14 protein-coding genes are annotated in these 15,863 nt (G+C 65.7%); 10 read left to right on the forward strand and 4 right to left on the reverse strand.

Translation table 11 applies throughout. The features are described from left to right. The first annotated feature begins 293 nt into the window (after positions 1-293). The 5 genes from paaY to L6D89_RS30560 all read left to right on the forward strand — a co-directional run bounded on the left by paaY (position 294) and on the right by L6D89_RS30560 (position 5,319). Positions 294-905 (forward strand): phenylacetic acid degradation protein PaaY, encoded by a 612-nt coding sequence (gene paaY, locus L6D89_RS30540; RefSeq protein ID WP_236202137.1) that lies wholly within the window; start codon positions 294-296, stop codon positions 903-905. Between the two features lie 77 nt (positions 906-982). Next, the gene (gene paaX / locus L6D89_RS30545) at positions 983-1,906 is read left to right on the forward strand and encodes a phenylacetic acid degradation operon negative regulatory protein PaaX (RefSeq protein ID WP_054907013.1); all 924 of its coding nucleotides are present in this window, start codon (positions 983-985) and stop codon (positions 1,904-1,906) included. A gap of 164 nt (positions 1,907-2,070) precedes the next feature. Next, positions 2,071-2,988: a transcriptional regulator FeaR gene (gene feaR, locus L6D89_RS30550; RefSeq protein WP_054907012.1), complete on the forward strand. Its 918-nt coding sequence runs from the start codon at positions 2,071-2,073 to the stop codon at positions 2,986-2,988. Between the two features lie 419 nt (positions 2,989-3,407). Continuing rightward, the gene (locus tag L6D89_RS30555) at positions 3,408-3,812 is read left to right on the forward strand and encodes a c-type cytochrome (protein ID WP_236202138.1); all 405 of its coding nucleotides are present in this window, start codon (positions 3,408-3,410) and stop codon (positions 3,810-3,812) included. Positions 3,813-3,828: 16 nt separating this feature from the next. Further along, positions 3,829-5,319: an aldehyde dehydrogenase family protein gene (locus L6D89_RS30560; protein ID WP_236202139.1), complete on the forward strand. Its 1,491-nt coding sequence runs from the start codon at positions 3,829-3,831 to the stop codon at positions 5,317-5,319. Between the two features lie 395 nt (positions 5,320-5,714). Here L6D89_RS30560 and fahA read toward each other — a convergent pair whose 3' ends face one another. Continuing rightward, a complete protein-coding gene (fahA, locus tag L6D89_RS30565; RefSeq protein WP_236202140.1) occupies positions 5,715-7,019 on the reverse strand; it encodes a fumarylacetoacetase in 1,305 nt (434 codons plus the stop codon). 1 nt (position 7,020) lies between these two features. After that, positions 7,021-8,313 carry a homogentisate 1,2-dioxygenase gene (gene hmgA, locus L6D89_RS30570; protein ID WP_236202141.1) on the reverse strand — a complete coding sequence of 431 codons (1,293 nt, stop codon included), beginning with the start codon at positions 8,311-8,313 and terminating at the stop codon, positions 7,021-7,023. A gap of 98 nt (positions 8,314-8,411) precedes the next feature. Here hmgA and L6D89_RS30575 point away from each other — a divergent pair, with 98 nt between their 5' ends. Continuing rightward, complete coding sequence (locus L6D89_RS30575) at positions 8,412-9,143, forward strand: IclR family transcriptional regulator (protein WP_236202142.1); 732 nt, start codon at positions 8,412-8,414, stop codon at positions 9,141-9,143. Between the two features lie 201 nt (positions 9,144-9,344). On the opposite strand, the gene L6D89_RS30580 is transcribed toward L6D89_RS30575, so the two are convergent. Continuing rightward, positions 9,345-10,247 carry a LysR family transcriptional regulator gene (locus L6D89_RS30580; protein ID WP_236174899.1) on the reverse strand — a complete coding sequence of 301 codons (903 nt, stop codon included), beginning with the start codon at positions 10,245-10,247 and terminating at the stop codon, positions 9,345-9,347. Positions 10,248-10,369: 122 nt separating this feature from the next. On the opposite strand from L6D89_RS30580, the gene L6D89_RS30585 reads away from it, so the two are divergent. The 4 genes from L6D89_RS30585 to L6D89_RS30600 all read left to right on the forward strand — a co-directional run bounded on the left by L6D89_RS30585 (position 10,370) and on the right by L6D89_RS30600 (position 14,856). Continuing rightward, positions 10,370-11,065 carry a CoA transferase subunit A gene (locus L6D89_RS30585; RefSeq protein ID WP_236174900.1) on the forward strand — a complete coding sequence of 232 codons (696 nt, stop codon included), beginning with the start codon at positions 10,370-10,372 and terminating at the stop codon, positions 11,063-11,065. Between the two features lie 146 nt (positions 11,066-11,211). Further along, the gene (locus tag L6D89_RS30590) at positions 11,212-11,868 is read left to right on the forward strand and encodes a CoA transferase subunit B (protein ID WP_205335687.1); all 657 of its coding nucleotides are present in this window, start codon (positions 11,212-11,214) and stop codon (positions 11,866-11,868) included. A gap of 109 nt (positions 11,869-11,977) precedes the next feature. Beyond that, complete coding sequence (locus tag L6D89_RS30595) at positions 11,978-13,159, forward strand: acetyl-CoA C-acetyltransferase (protein WP_236202143.1); 1,182 nt, start codon at positions 11,978-11,980, stop codon at positions 13,157-13,159. Between the two features lie 257 nt (positions 13,160-13,416). Continuing rightward, on the forward strand, positions 13,417-14,856 hold the full coding sequence (locus L6D89_RS30600; protein ID WP_236202144.1) for a short-chain fatty acid transporter: 1,440 nt from the start codon (positions 13,417-13,419) through the stop codon (positions 14,854-14,856). A 70-nt stretch (positions 14,857-14,926) separates the two neighbouring features. Here the strand turns inward: L6D89_RS30600 and L6D89_RS30605 are convergent, their stop codons facing one another. Beyond that, positions 14,927-15,847 carry a LysR family transcriptional regulator gene (locus tag L6D89_RS30605; RefSeq protein WP_236174903.1) on the reverse strand — a complete coding sequence of 307 codons (921 nt, stop codon included), beginning with the start codon at positions 15,845-15,847 and terminating at the stop codon, positions 14,927-14,929. Between the last annotated feature and the right edge of the window lie 16 nt (positions 15,848-15,863).

Raw genomic sequence — 15,863 nt, forward strand, 5'->3', positions numbered from 1 at the left:
CGTCTCCGGCCTTTCCGCAGTATAGGCCTAAAGCGATACAGAAAAACAACTACGAAAGTTGTATCGCGTGTCTAAAATGTTTCTGCCGTTGCCAATGGGCAGATGATACTGCTGGTCTTCTGCAAACACGTATCCGGCGTATTTGCTGGTTTATCAAGGGTTTTTGAGTGGCTTTCGATCCTCCTCAAAAGCGATACGACAGATTTAGATTGGTCGGTTTGGTTTGATGTGATACAAGATTTGCAAAAGAACAAATCGCTTTGCGCAGTGATGCCGCAAAGCTGGAGAACCCGATGCCTTGCTACAGCCTCGAAGGCGTGCGCCCCGTCGTACACCCGACCGCCTATGTCCATCCTACCGCCGTGCTGATCGGCGACGTCATCGTCGGCCCCGGCTGTTACGTCGGCCCGTTGGCGGCGCTGCGCGGTGATTTCGGGCGGATCGTCCTCGAAGAGGGGGCGAACCTTCAGGACACCTGCGTCATGCACGGGTTCCCGGACAGCGACACCGTCGTCGAACGCAACGGCCACATTGGCCACGGCGCCGTTTTGCACGGCTGCCGGATCGGCGAGGACGCCCTGGTGGGCATGAATGCCGTGGTGATGGATTACGCCCGGATCGGTGCTCGCTCCATCGTTTCAGCCGCCGCCTTCGTCAAGGCCAAGTTCGAGTGCGCTCCGCAAAGCCTGGTGATGGGCGCGCCGGCCAGCGTCAAGCGCAGCCTCAGCGACGAAGAGATCGCCTGGAAGCGCCGGGGAACCGAGGAATACCAGGCGCTGGCCAAGCGCTGCATCGAAAGCCTGGTGGAATGTCAGCCGCTGGCGGAGGTAGAAGAAGAACGTCCGCGCCTGGGCGATTCCGGTTTCCGGCCCAAGGTAGCGGTCGAGTCAGGGAAGGGCGCATGAGTACTGGGGTTCGCTCCAATGGCCAGGCGGTGCGGCGGGCAGGTATAGTCGCCGCTCCTTCGCCTGCGCAACGTGCCATGACCGCTCTAGCACCGCTGAATCAGCTGATCAATCGCTTCCAGGAACAGACGCCGATCCGCGCCAGTTCGCTGATCATCACCCTTTACGGCGATGCCATCGAACCCCATGGCGGTACCGTCTGGCTGGGTAGCCTGATCAATCTGCTGGAACCGTTCGGCATCAACGAGCGGCTGATCCGCACCTCGATCTTCCGCCTGACCAAGGAAGACTGGCTGACCGCCGAGAAGGTCGGCCGGCGCAGTTACTACAGCCTGACCGGCACCGGCCGGCGGCGCTTCGAAAAGGCTTTCAAGCGCGTCTACAGCTCCAGCCTGCCGGCCTGGGACGGCTCCTGGACCCTGGTAATGCTCTCGCAGATCGCTGCCGACAAGCGCAAGCAGGTCCGCGAGGAGCTGGAGTGGCAGGGCTTCGGCGCGATTTCGCCGACCGTCATGGCCTGCCCGCGCGCCGACCGCAGCGACGTCATGGCGACCCTGCAGGACCTCGAAGTCGCCGACGATTGCATCGTCTTCGAAACCCGCGCCCAGGACGTGCTGGCTTCCCGCGCCATGCGCATGCAGGTGCGCGAGAGCTGGAAGATCGACGAACTCGGCGAGCACTACAGCGAATTCATCCAGCTGTTCCGCCCGCTCTGGCAGGCACTGCGCGAGCAGGACCAGCTGCGCCCGGAAGACTGCTTCCTGGCACGCACCCTTTTGATCCACGAATACCGCCGGCTGCTGCTGCGCGACCCACAACTGCCCGACGAACTGCTGCCGGGTGACTGGGAAGGCCGCGCTGCGCGACAGCTGTGCCGCAACATCTATCGACTGATCCACGCCAAGGCCGAGGACTGGCTGAACCGCAACCTGGAGACCGCAGACGGTCCGCTACCGGATGTCGGCGAGAGCTTCTACAAGCGTTTCGGCGGATTGAACTGACAGGAGTTGGCGTGAAAAATGCCTCCCGCTCTGCAACGCTGCGGTTGCAGGACGGGGACACCGACGCAGAGTCTTCCCGAGAAGACCGGCGACGGACAATGACGACAGGCCCGTGAGGCCTTCGCTGAATAACAACAAACAATGCGTGTGAGGCTTTGCAGGTCATGAATTCTTCATCGACATTGAGGGATGACGCTTTCGAGGCGTGGCTGGGACAGGTCAACCGGGCGTGCGGTCGTTTCGATGCGCGCACCCTCGGCCCCCAGTTCCATGGACGGTTGCGCGAGTACCAGGGCGGGGCGATCAAGCTTTCCGTGGTCGACATGGCCCAGGTGCACCTGTACCGGACCAGCAAGGAGGTCGGCTCCAGCGCGGGCGGCCACTACTATGCGGTGTTCCAGCTGGAAGGGCGTTCGCGCCTGGAGCAGGGCGACAACCGCGTGGAGCTGTCGCGTGGCGACATCAGCCTGATCGACGCCAGCCGGCCCAGCGACATGACCTACCTGGAGGAGTCCCGGCAGCTCTCGCTGATCCTGCCGCGCCAGGTGATCGAGCGCGGCCTGCGCATGTCCGAAGTCACCTGCGCCTCGAAGATCCCCGCCAGTTCGCCGATCGCCGTGCTCGCCAATCGACTGATCGTCGAGACCAGCCAGCAGGAAAGCCTCGGCATGCTGGAAAGCGAAGCGACCCTGGACGCCCTGGTGACGCTGCTGCGCCCGGCGCTGGCCAGCCATGACGCCGAGCAGGACAACCACGAGCGCATGTTCCGCAAGGCCACCGCCTTCATCGACCAGCACATCGGCGCCGAGGAACTCTGCCCCGAGCTGATCGCCCGTGAAGTGGGCATCTCGGTGCGCGGCCTGTACCGCATGTTCGCCAAGAAGGGCCTGGTGGTGGCGCAGTACATCAAGAACCGCCGCCTGGACTTCTGCGCCGAAACCCTGCGCAACGCCCAGTTCGAGCAGAAACTGTCGGCGCTGGGCTATGCCTGGGGCTTCTCCGATTCGAGCTACTTTTCCACGGCGTTCAAGGGTCGCTTTGGTGTGTCGCCGGGCGAGTATCGCAAGCGTTACGCGAATTGATTCTGGCGGAGGACGGCGATACCCGGCGGCCTTGTGCCGCCTATTGATGGGTATCGCTACGCTCCACGCCATCCTACGTTGAGGCTCGCAGCTCCCGACTGACTCCTTTGTAGGATGGGTGGAGCGCAGCGATACCCATGCTGCCTGCATCCGGCTCATACGCCAGCCGGGTTCGCGAGCAATGACTGGGCGTCCCCCTCGGTCCTACGAAGAGCGGCTGTGGCCTATCCGGGGAACGTAGGAGCGAGCTTGCTCGCGAACGCTTTCCCGCCATGACCGTGGTCACCTGAGCGCCACCTTGGCACTCCCGCCAACACGTCTGGCACAGAGGAAAAGACCCGCCTCTGCGCCGCTGGCAACAATCACCGTCGATGACGCGCGCCATCCGGCCGCAAGCTGTACTCGAAGGTGATTTCCCGATGTCCCGCAACAAGCTCCGATTCGGTGCCCTCGGCCTGCTGCTGGCCGGCGCGCTGCTGCAACCGGTCCTGGCGTTCGCCGGGGACTGCCCGGCGAACGATACGCAGAAAGGCGAAACCGTCTTCGCCCGCGACTGCTCGATCTGCCACACCGCCAAGGCCGACGGCCCCGGCATGATGGGCCCCAACCTGAATGGCGTGGTCGGCCGCATGGCCGGCTCGCTCGCCGGCTTCAGCTATTCCCAGGCGATGAAAGGCAAGGGCGCGGCCTGGTCGCGCGACAACCTCGACGCCTTCGTCAGCCAGCCCCAGGCCGCCGTGCCGGGAACCTACATGCCCTTCGCAGGCCTGGCCGACGCGGCCGAGCGGCGGGCGCTCACCTGCTGGCTGAGCCAGCAGCACTGATATTCCAGGAGAGACCATGAACGTCACACAGACTCTGCCCAAGGTCACGGCCTTCCTGCAGCGCAAGCATGGCTGCTTCATCGACGGCGCCTGGGTGGTGCCCGAGGGCGCGCGTACCGACGTGCTCAACCCGGCCACCGGCGAGGCTATTTCCAGCGTTGCCGACATTGACACCGACCTGCTCGACCGCGCGGTGAAATCCGCCCAGGCTTCGTTCAAGTCCCGCGTCTGGGCGGACCTGCGCCCGGCGGACCGCGAACGCATCCTGCTGCGCTTCGCCGACCTGGTGGAAGCCAACGGTGAAGAATTGGCCCAGCTGGAAACCCTCAGCCAGGGTAAGTCGATCAACATCGCGCGCATGCTGGACGTGGGCGCCACCGTCGAGTTCATGCGCTACATGGCCGGCTGGGCGACCAAGATCGAAGGCCAGACGCTGAACGTCTCCATTCCGCTGCCGCCCGGCGCCAAGTTCACCGCCTACACCCGCCGCGAGCCGGTGGGCGTGGTGGCTGGCATCGTGCCGTGGAACTTCCCGCTGATGATCGCCGTGTGGAAGTTGATCCCGGCACTGGCCACCGGTAACAGCGTGGTGATCAAGCCCGCCTCGGAAACCCCGCTGACCGCCCTGCGCCTGGCTGAACTGGCCTTCGAAGCCGGGGTGCCGGCTGGTGTGTTCAACCTGGTGACCGGCGACGGCCCGCGTATCGGTGGCGGCCTGGCCAGCCACAAGCTGGTGAACAAGGTGTCCTTCACCGGTTCCACCGCGGTGGGTCGCAGCGTCGGCCTGGCCGCCGTGCAGAACATGACCCGCTTCGCCCTGGAACTGGGCGGCAAGAACCCGATGATCGTCCTCGCCGACGCCAACATCGACAACGCCGTGCAGGGTGCGCTGCTGGGCGGCCTGCTGAACAACGGCCAGGTCTGCGCTGCGGCTTCGCGCTTCTACGTACATCGCTCGCGCTACGACGAGTTCGTCGAAAAGCTGGCTGCTGCCGTCGCCGGCATGAGCCTGGGCGAGGGCATGGACCCGTCCGCGCAGATCAACCCGCTGGTGTCTGCCAAGCAGCAGCGCAGCGTGCTGGAGCACATTGCCCGCGCCGGCGAGCAGGGTGCGCGCATCGTCTGTGGCGGTGAGCAGATCGCTGGCAATGGCTTCTACGTGCAGCCCACCGTGCTGGCGGATGTGACCATGCAGATGGCCGTGGCCCGTGACGAAGTCTTCGGTCCCGTTCTGGCGGTGCTGCCGTTCGACGATGAAGAGCAGGCCATCGAGATGGCCAACGACAGCGAATACGGCCTGGGCGCGAGCCTGTGGACCAACGACCTGAGCAAGGCTATGAACCTGGTGCCGCGCATCGAGTCCGGCACTGTGTGGGTCAACGCCCACGTGCTGCTCGACCCGAGCATGCCCTTCGGCGGCGTCAAGCAGTCGGGCATGGGCCGCGAGTTCGGCCGCGCGGTGGTCGAGGCCTATACCGAGATCAAGTCGGTGTGCATCGCGCACTGATTGATAGTGAGAGCAACACCCTCGTTTAGCAGCGGGCCTTCGGGCCCGTTTTTTTTTGCGCGCCATTCAGGTGTGGCAAACCTGTAGGAGCGAGCTCGCTCGCGATCAACCGGCGGCACTGCTGCAGGGCGGTTCGCGAGCAAGGACTAGGCGTCCCCCTCGGTCCTACGAAGAGCCAGTTCACAGCGGAGATCGGGATGACGATTCGTAGGATGGGTGGAGCGCAGCGATACCCATGCTGAGTGCGCACCAAATCGATGGGTATCGCTGCGCTCCACGCCATCCTACGCAGAGCGGTATGAGGCGTAGGGCGAATAACCTGGAACAGGTTATCCGCCGGCCCCTCGGCGGATAACGCTGGCGCGTTATGCGCCCTACGGTCCGCGGTAATCGCCTTAGTGGGCTGGCAAAATCCGCCCGCGGCATTCGCCGAAGCCGATGGATGCATGTCCGTCTCGGCGGCAGCGCGCGCGCAGGATGATTTCGTCGCCATCTTCCAGGAAGCGTCGCTCCTCGCCATTGCCCAGCACCAGCGCCTGCTTGCCGCCGCCGGTGAGCTCCAGCAGGCTGCCGAAGCTGTCCGCGGTTTCACCGGAGAGCGTGCCGGAGCCGAACAGGTCGCCCGGTTGCAGGCGGCAGCCGTTGACGCTGTGGTGCGCGACCATCTGTGCGACGGTCCAGTACATGTTCAGTGTGTTGCTCAGCGCGATGCGTTCCGCCGGCTGGTGCTCGCGGCGCATGCGCGCGCTGTGCAGCAGCACTTCCAGTTCAATATCCAGCGCGCCGCGCTGCTGGTCGCCTTCGTCATACAGGTACGGCAGCGGCTGTGGGTCGCCTTCCGGGCGGGCCGGCTGGGCGACGCGGAAGGGTTCCAGCGCCTCGGCGGTGACCACCCAGGGCGATACGGTGGTGGCAAAGCTCTTCGACAGGAACGGCCCCAGCGGCTGGTACTCCCAGGCCTGAACGTCACGCGCGGACCAGTCGTTGAGCAGGCAGAAACCGGCGATATGGCCGGAAGCGGCATTGATCGGGATGGCCTTGCCCTGGTCGTTGCCCTGGCCGATCCAGATGCCCAGCTCCAGCTCCAGGTCCATCCGTGCGCAGGGCCCGAACACCGGCACATCCACGCCGGCGGGCAGGGTCTGGCCATTGGGGCGGCGCACTTCGGTGCCGGAGGGCACGACGGTGGAGGCGCGGCCGTGATAACCGATCGGCACGTACTTGTAGTTGGGCAGCAGCGGGTTGTCCGGGCGGAACAGCTTGCCGACGTTCTGCGCATGGTGGATGCCGACGTAGAAGTCGGTGTAGTCGCCGACCTTGGCCGGCAGGTGCATGCGGCAGGCAGCCTGGGGCTTGAGCAGCGCGGCGCCGAGGTGCTCCATGCGCTTCTGTTCGCCGCTGCCTTCGCTGAGCAGGTGGATCAGCGCCTCGCGCAGGGTGCGGCGGGCGGTACCGCCGAGGGCGAAGAAGGCGTTCAGGCTGTCGCCGCTGGCCACCAGCGCGGCCTGATGTGCAGCGCCGTGGAAGAGCCCGGTTTCACAGGCGGTCTTCAGGTCGAAGATGTAGTCGCCGATGGCGACGCCGCCACGGGGCGAGTCACCCGGTGGGCTGAAAACGCCCAGCGGCAGGTTCTGCAGGGGGAAGTCCGGGTGGCCGTTGGCCGATTCGATCCAGCTTTGCGCGGTGGAAAGTACGCTCATGTTACTGCTCCGGGGAAGGGTCGAAGGTCTTCTGCATGCCGCTCCAGCAGCTGTCGTAATCACGTTGCAGCTGCGGGCAGTCGAGGGCGAAGCGGCTGGGGCGCAGCACGCGGGCGGTCTCGAACATGAAGGCCATGGTCTGGTCGATCTTGTGTGGTTTGAGGTCGGCGGCGATGGCCTGCCGGGTGCTGGCGTTGTCCGGGCCGTGAGCGCTCATGCAGTTGTGCAGCGAGGCGCCGCCGGGGACGAAGCCGTCGGCCTTGGCGTCGTACACGCCCTGGATCAGGCCCATGAATTCGTTCATCAGGTTGCGGTGGAACCACGGCGGGCGGAAGGTGCTCTCGGCCACCATCCAGCGCGGCGGGAAGATCACGAAGTCCATGTTGGCCATGCCGTGGGTGTCGCTGGGCGAGGTGAGCACGGTGAAGATCGACGGGTCCGGGTGGTCGTAGCTCACCGTGCCGAGGGTGTTGAAGCGGCGCAGGTCGTACTTGTAGGGCACGTTGTTGCCATGCCAGGCGACCACGTCCAGCGGCGAGTGGTCGAGCTGGGTCGCCCAGAGTTCGCCGAGGAACTTCTGCACCAGTTGCACCGGGCCTTCCAGGTCTTCGTAATGGGCCACCGGGGCGAGGAAGTCACGGGGGTTGGCCAGGCCGTTGCTGCCGATGGGGCCAAGGTCGGGCAGGCGCAGCGCGGCGCCGTGGTTCTCGGCGATATAGCCGGCGGCCGAGGCCTCAAGCAGTTCGACGCGCAAGCGCATGCCGCGGGGGATCACGGCGATTTCCAGCGGCTCGACGTCGAGCACGCCCAGCTCGGTGACCAGACGCAGGCGGCCGGCCTGGGGCACGATCAGCAGCTCGCCATCGGCGTTGAAGAACACCCGGCGCATGGACAGGTTGGCGCGGTAGGCGTACAGGCTGACGCCGCTGCAGGCATCTGCCTCGGCGTTGGCGGCCATGCATAGCAGGCCGTCGACGAAGTCGGTAGGCTCCTGCGGGATTTCAAAGCTGTTCCAGCGCAGGCGATTGGGCGTGACCGGGCCAAGCGCGGTGCCGGTGATCTGCCGCTCCAGGCGCTCGAAGCGCGGGTGCGCGGCGGACGGACGAATGCGGTAGAGCCAGGTGCGTCGGGCCTCGCTGCGCGGGACGGTGAAGGCGGTGCCGGAGAACTGCTCGGCGTAAAGGCCGAACGGCACCTGCTGCGGCGAGTTCATGCCCACGGGCAGGGCGCCCGGCAGGGCCTCGCTGGCGAATTCGTTGCCGAACCCGGTTTGGTAGGCAGGGGAGGCGGTCATGGTGGTTTACTCTTGTTATCGTAATCGAATTACGATTAACGTAATTTCATGCTGTCGGGCCGTCAAGCCCACAGGGGAGCTCCTTTAAGTTGAAGACCATGAACGAAGCCGAAGAGTCCGCCCCGACGAAGGGTGCAAAGGTGCAATCTGCCGAAGTCGGCACGCAGATCCTCAAGGCCCTGGCGGACCTGGCACCGAGCACCTCGCTCAAGCACCTGGGCGAGTACCTCGATATGCCCGCGGCCAAGGTCCACCGCTATCTGCAGGCGCTGATCGCCAGCGGCTTCGCCGAGCAGGACCCGCTGACCAACCATTACGGCCTGGGGCGCGAGGCGCTGTATGTGGGCCTCGCGGCGATCCGCCGGCTGGATGTGGTGAAGGTGGCGAGCCCGGCGCTGGTCGCGTTGCGCGACCAACTGGGGCAGACCTGTTTCCTCGCCATCTGGGGCAGCCACGGGCCCACCGTGGTGCAGGTCGAGCCGGCCCAGGGCATGGTCACGCTGGTGACCCAGGTGGGTTCGGTGCTGCCGCTGCACGGCTCATCCACCGGGCTGGTATTCGCGGCGTTCAAGGCCGGGCTGGAGGAGGGCGCTGACCAGGCTGTGCTGGAGAGCATTCGCCGCGAAGGCCTGCATGCGATCCATGGCCTGCTGATGCCGGGGGTGAACGCGCTGTCGGTGCCGCTGTTCAAGACCGGCCGGGAGCTGGCCGGGGTGATTACCGTGGTCGGCTCGCAGGCGAGCTTTGCCGCCGAAGCGCACGGCGAGGCGGCGCGGGCGCTGCTGGACATGGCGCGGGAAGTGAGCTTGCGGATGGGCGGAGAGCTCTGATATCCCGCAGCCAGGGATTTCCCTCACCCTAACCCTCTCCCAGAGGGAGAGGGGACCGTCAGGTGTCTGCGAACGTAGCGGTGTTAGCCGGCAGGCATCTTTGCAGGAGAAGCGGCAGAGCAGGTCGCCGCAGAGGACAGCTCCCTCTCCCTCTGGGAGAGGGCTGGGGTGAGGGGCTCTTCCCGAATGAGGTGGCCTATCTCACTCGCGCTCCATCCCCGCCCAATCCGTTCCCTGCACCAGCACATCACTGAGCGCCTGCGCGGCGCTGGAGAGCTGGTGCTGCGCCAGGCAGAACAGCCCGACGCGACGCTCGATGCAGGGTTCTTCGAGCGCCACGCAGCGTGCCCCCAGTTCCTCCATCTGCTGCCGGCACAGGCGTGGCACCGCACTGACACCCAGCCCTTCGGCGACCATCCTGCCCACCGTCACCAACTGGTGGCTTTCGAACGCCACCGGCAGCCGGCCGTGCCGCGAAGCCAACTGGTCTTCCAGCAGCAGACGCACGGCAGACGGGCGCTGCAGGGTGATGAAATGGTCCTCCAGAAGCTGCTCCCAGGTGATCGTCGACTCGCCAGCCAGCGGCGAATCCGCCGGCAGCACGGCGACGAAACGGTCGGTGTAGAAGGGCGTGAAGGTCAACCCGTCGAGGCTGTCCGGCTCCAGCGCGATGCCCAGTTCCACACGGCGGTTGCGCACCATCTCCAGCACCTGCTCGTTGATCACGTCGTGCACCGCCACGTTCACCTTCGGGTGGCGATCGCGGAAGGTGCGCAGCACGGCAGGCAGCAGGTTGCCGGCGAAGGAGGGCATGGCAGCGATGGAGACCTTGCCCAGTTGCAGGGTGAAGTGCTGGTGCATCACCTCCTCGGCATTGTCCCAGTCCGCCAGCAGGCGCCGCGCCAGCGGCAGCAGCGTTTCACCTTCTGGCGTGAGTGCCACGCTGCGCGTGGTGCGCACCAGCAACTGACCACCCAGGGATTCCTCCAGGCTCTTGATCGCCAGGCTCAGCGCCGGTTGCGACAGGTGCAGGCGCTCGCAGGCCTGGGCGAAGCTCAGGCTCTGGGCGACGGCGAGGAAGGCGCGCAGTTGCTTCACGGTCATTGATAAGGACGCCAAATCAATCGATTGGAAAAACAAACTTAACAAATCAGTCCTTGCCGGTGAAGCTGCATTCGCTCTCTGACCGATGGGTCGGACATTCCAAATAAGAAAGAGGCAGCAACATGGCAGGACTCGACAAGCGTGTAGGCAGTTACGAGGAAGCCCTCGCCGGGCTCAGCGACGACATGACGGTACTGGCGGGCGGTTTCGGTATCTGCGGCATCCCGGAAAACCTCATCGCGCAGATCCGCAAGCTGGGCGTGAAGGGCCTGACCGTGGTTTCCAACAACTGCGGCATCGACGGCTTCGGCTTGGGAGTGCTGCTGGAGGACCGGCAGATCCGCAAGATGATCGCCTCCTACGTTGGCGAGAACGCGCTGTTCGAGCAGCAGCTGCTGTCCGGTGAGCTGGAGGTCGAACTCACTCCGCAAGGCACCCTGGCGGAAAAACTCCGCGCTGGCGGCGCCGGCATCCCGGCCTTCTTCACCGCCACCGGCTACGGCACCCCGGTCGCCGAAGGCAAGGAAGTGCGCGAGTTCGACGGCCGCCATTACGTGATGGAACGCGCCATCACCGGCGACTTCGCCATCGTCAAGGGCTGGAAGGCCGACCACTATGGCAACGTCATCTACCGCCACACCGCGCAGAACTTCAATCCCATCGTCGCCACCGCGGGCCGTATTACCGTCGTCGAAGTGGAAGAGATCGTCGAGCCGGGCGAGCTGGACCCGACGCAGATCCACACCCCCGGCATCTACGTCGACCGCATCATTCAGGGCTCCTTCGAAAAGCGCATCGAAAAGCGCACGACTCGCTAAGGATCGGCTGCGCGTCGGCCTGGCGGCGGGAAACAAGGCCTGCTCATCTAGGGCATCCAAACTCCGCGTCCTCGTTTCAAATCCGCCTGGCCAGTCGCTAGCTCGCTCGATCTTCAACCGCATTGAACAAGAGAAGAGATTCAGCCATGGCACTTACCCGCGAACAGATGGCTCAGCGCGTGGCGCGCGAGCTGCAGGACGGTTTCTACGTGAACCTGGGCATCGGCATCCCGACCCTGGTCGCCAACTACGTGCCCGAGGGCATGGAAGTGATGCTGCAATCGGAGAACGGCCTGCTCGGCATGGGTGCATTTCCCACCGAGGACAGCGTTGACGCCGACATGATCAACGCCGGCAAGCAGACCGTGACCGCCGTGAAGGGCGCTTCGATCTTCGACTCCGCGCAATCCTTCGCGATGATCCGTGGCGGCCACGTCGACCTCACCGTGCTCGGTGCCTTCGAGGTGGACGTACAGGGCAACATCGCCTCCTGGATGATCCCCGGCAAGCTGGTGAAAGGCATGGGCGGCGCCATGGACCTGGTGGCCGGCGCGGACAACATCATCGTCACCATGACCCACGCTTCGAAGGACGGTGAATCCAAGCTGCTGGACAAGTGCTCGCTGCCGCTGACCGGCGCCGGCTGCATCCGCAAGGTGCTCACCGACCTGGCCTACCTGGAGATCGAGGACGGCGCCTTCATCCTGCGCGAGACCGCGCCGGGCGTGAGCGTTGCCGAGATCGCCGAGAAGACCGCCGGCCGCCTGATCGTGCCGGACGATGTGAAGGAAATGACCTTCTGATCTGCTTTTCGTAGGAGCGAGCTTGCTCGCGAACCGGCCTGTACACGAAGCAAGAGCGTTCGCGAGCAAGCTCGCTCCTACAGCAATGGCCAGCTTTGGAGTGAAACCCATGCAAGACGTAGTAATCGTTGCCGCCACCCGCACCGCCATCGGCGCCTTCCAGGGCAGCCTGGCGAACATTCCCGCCCATGAACTGGGCAGCCTGGTCATCCGCTCTCTGCTCGAACGCAGCGGCGTGAAGCCTGACCAGGTCGACGAAGTCATCCTCGGCCAGGTGCTCACCGCCGGTGCCGGGCAGAATCCCGCGCGCCAGGCGTCCATCGGCGCCGGCCTGCCGGTGGAAGTACCGGCCATGACCATCAACAAGCTCTGCGGCTCGGGCCTGAAATCGCTGTTCCTCGGCGTCCAGGCGATCCGCTGCGGCGACGCCGATGTGGTGATCGCCGGCGGCCAGGAAAGCATGAGCCTGGCGCCCTATGTGCTGCCTAAGGCGCGTACCGGCCTGCGCATGGGCCACGCCGAACTGCAGGACACCCTGCTGCGCGACGGCCTGATCGACGCCTTCAACGACTACCACATGGGCATCACCGCCGAGAACCTGGCGGAGAAGTTCGGCATCAGCCGTGAAGCCCAGGACGCCTTCGCCGCGCAGTCGCAGCTCAAGGCCGCCTCGGCCATCGAGGCCGGACGCTTCAAGGACGAGATCACCCCGGTACTGATCCCGCAGCGCAAGGGTGAGCCGCTGTCCTTCGCCACCGACGAGCAGCCGCGCGCCGGCACCACGGCCGAGTCCCTGGCCAAGCTCAGGCCGGCTTTCAAGAAGGACGGCAGCGTCACCGCAGGCAATGCCTCCACCCTCAACGATGGCGCCGCCGCCGTGCTGCTGATGAGCGCCGAGCGCGCACGCAGTCTGAACCTGCCGGTTCTGGCGCGCATCCAAGCCTATGCCAGCAGCGGCGTCGACCCGTCGATCATGGGTATCGCCCCGGTGACTGCTACCCGTCGCTGCCTGGAGAAGGCCGGCTGGAGCCTGGACGAGGTCGAGCTGATCGAGGCCAACGAGGCTTTTGCGGCGCAGGCGCTGTCGGTCGGCAAGGAACTGGGCTGGAGCGCGGAGAAGGTCAACGTCAACGGCGGCGCCGTTGCACTCGGCCATCCGATCGGCGCCTCGGGTGCGCGCGTGCTGGTGACGTTGCTCCACGAAATGCTTCGCCGCGATGCAAAGAAGGGCCTGGCGACCCTCTGCATCGGTGGCGGCCAGGGCGTGGCGATGGCCCTGAGCCGGGATTGAAGGGGCGCGACTGAGAACCACGCGACCAACGACCAATTGGCGAGCGCCGGCCGGCATGTAGCAATGCCGGACCGGCAGGCGGGATGGTAGGTGGGCACACCGACAGACGACATCCGCCGCGGTTTCCGACGTCCCCCGGCGTCGACAAACCTTGCGTCACCGTCCGGCCCCACGCAGGCCGGGCGGTTTTTATGTTTTGCCGTTACAGACGAGCTCATCACAAATGAGCCATTACAAGAACAATGAGGTAGATCGTTATGAATTCCCACGTGCACACCCCCGGCACCGCCTTGCAGGACAGCCGCTCCGCGCGCTTCGCCATGGCCTGTTCGAACTGGGCCGAGCGCTGGTTCCCCGACTCCTGGGTCTTCGCCGCTCTCGCGGTGCTGATCGTCACCGTCGCCGCCCTGGCCATCGGCGCGCCGGCCAGCGAAACCGCCAAGGCCTTCGGTGACGGTTTCTGGAGCCTGATTCCCTTCACCATGCAGATGGCCTTCGTGGTGATTGGCGGCTACGTCGTCGCCAGCTCCGGCCCGGCGTCCCGACTCATCGACCTGTTCGCCCGCGTGCCGAAGAATGGCCGTTCGGCGGTGGCCTGGGTGGCGCTGATCTCCATGCTCGCCTCGCTGCTCAACTGGGGCCTGTCCCTGGTATTCGGCGGCCTGCTGGTGCGCGCACTGGCTCGCCGCGAAGACCTGAAGATGGACTACCGCGCCGCCGGCGCCGCTGCCTACCTGGGCCTGGGCGCCGTGTGGGCGCTGGGCCTGTCGTCGTCCGCCGCGCAGTTGCAGGCCAACCCGGCCAGCCTGCCGCCGTCGATCCTGGCGATCACGGGCGTCATCCCGTTCACCGAGACCATCTTCCTCTGGCAATCCGGCGTGATGCTGCTGGCCCTGGTGCTGGTGTCGCTGGTGATCGCCTACATGACCGCACCCGGCGCCGGCAGCGCCCGCGATGCCAAGGCCTGTGGCGTGGACGTCAGCTTCACTCCGCCGAGTGCGCCGAAGGCGACCCGCCCGGGTGAATGGCTGGAACACAGCCCGCTGCTGATCCTGATGCTGGTGGCGCTGGCCGGTGGCTGGCTGGCCCACGAGTTCAGCACCAAGCCGGCGATCACCGCGATCTCCGGGCTGAACACCTACAACCTGCTGTTCATCATGGTGGGCGCGCTGCTGCACTGGCGCCCACGCAACTTCCTCGACGCCGTGGCCCGCGCCGTGCCGACCACCACCGGGGTGCTGATCCAGTTCCCGCTGTACGGTTCCATCGCCGCGATCCTGACCACGGTGAAGGGCGGCGACGGCTCGACCATCGCCCACCACATCTCCACCTTCTTCGTGCAGATCGCCTCCCACGACACCTACGCGCTGCTGATGGGCGTGTACTCGGCGGTGCTGGGCTTCTTCATCCCGTCCGGCGGCGGCAAGTGGATCATCGAGGCGCCCTATGTGATGCAGGTGGCCAATGAGCTGCAGTACCACCTGGGCTGGGCGGTGCAGATCTACAACGCCGCCGAGGCGCTGCCGAACCTGATCAACCCGTTCTACATGCTGCCGCTGCTGGGCGTGCTGGGCCTGAAGGCGCGCGACCTGATCGGTTTCAGTTTCGTCCAGTTGCTGGTACACATCCCGCTGGTGCTGTTCCTGCTCTGGGCACTGGGCACCACCCTGCAGTACCTGCCGCCGGTCCAGCCGTAACCACGCATTCGCTCCCGGCAGCAGCAAGCCCGGATGTCGCAAGACCTCCGGGCTTTTTCATGGTCAGGAATCAGCCGCGGCTGATTTCCACCGGGCCCAGCACGCGGGCATCGAGGTGCTCGCCGCTGAGCTGGGCGGCATCCTGGTCGAAGACTTCGCGCAGCCAGTCGCTGACGGCCTGGAAGCGGCCGATGCGGCCGGCATCGCGGTGGCTGAGCAGCCAGATTTCCCGCACCACTACCGGCCCGGAAAGACGCACCAGACCCTCGCGATCGCCGAGGATGCACGGCAGCAAGGCCATGCCCAGGCCGCTCTGGCAGGCATGGATCAGCGTGGTCACGCTGCTGGCGCGCAGGGCGAGGTTGGCGCCGGGGGCGAAGCGGCGCACCCAGGCCATCTCCGGCGTATCGTCGAGTTCCTCGCCATAGCCCAGCCAGGCCTGCTGTGGCCACAGCTCCACCGGCACGCGGGAGAAGGAGGTAGCGGCGTACACGGCGAAACCGATGTCGGCGACCTTGCGCATCACCAGTGCCGCGTCTTCCGCCGGGCGTGCCAGGCGCAGGGCAAAATCCGCCTCGCGGCGGGTGAAGGACAACGAACGGTTCGCCGGGATCAGTTGCAGTTGCAGTGCCGGGTAGGTGCGCGCCAGGTGGGGCATGTGCTGCACCAGCCAGTGGCTGAAAAGGAAGTCCACCGCCGTGATGCGCACGCTGCCGCTGATGGCGCTGGCCTCGTCGCGGGTTTCCAGCAGCATGCTCTGCACATCGCCGAGGATGCGCTCGGCATGGCTGAGGAAGGCCTCGCCGGCGTCGGTGGCCTTGTAGCCGGAGTTGTCGCGAATGAACAGCCGCGTCTGCAGCGCGGCTTCCGCCGCCACCAGGCGCCGGCTCATGGTCGAGGGGTCGACGCCCAGTGCGCGGCCGGCGGCGCTCATGCTGCCGTGGCGGGCGAGGGCGAGGAGGATTGGAATGTCGTTCCAGTCGAAGTTCATGGCGATCTCCTCACGG

Origin of the sequence: Pseudomonas pseudonitroreducens (genome assembly GCF_021603645.1) — a bacterium.
GTDB lineage: Bacteria > Pseudomonadota > Gammaproteobacteria > Pseudomonadales > Pseudomonadaceae > Pseudomonas > Pseudomonas pseudonitroreducens.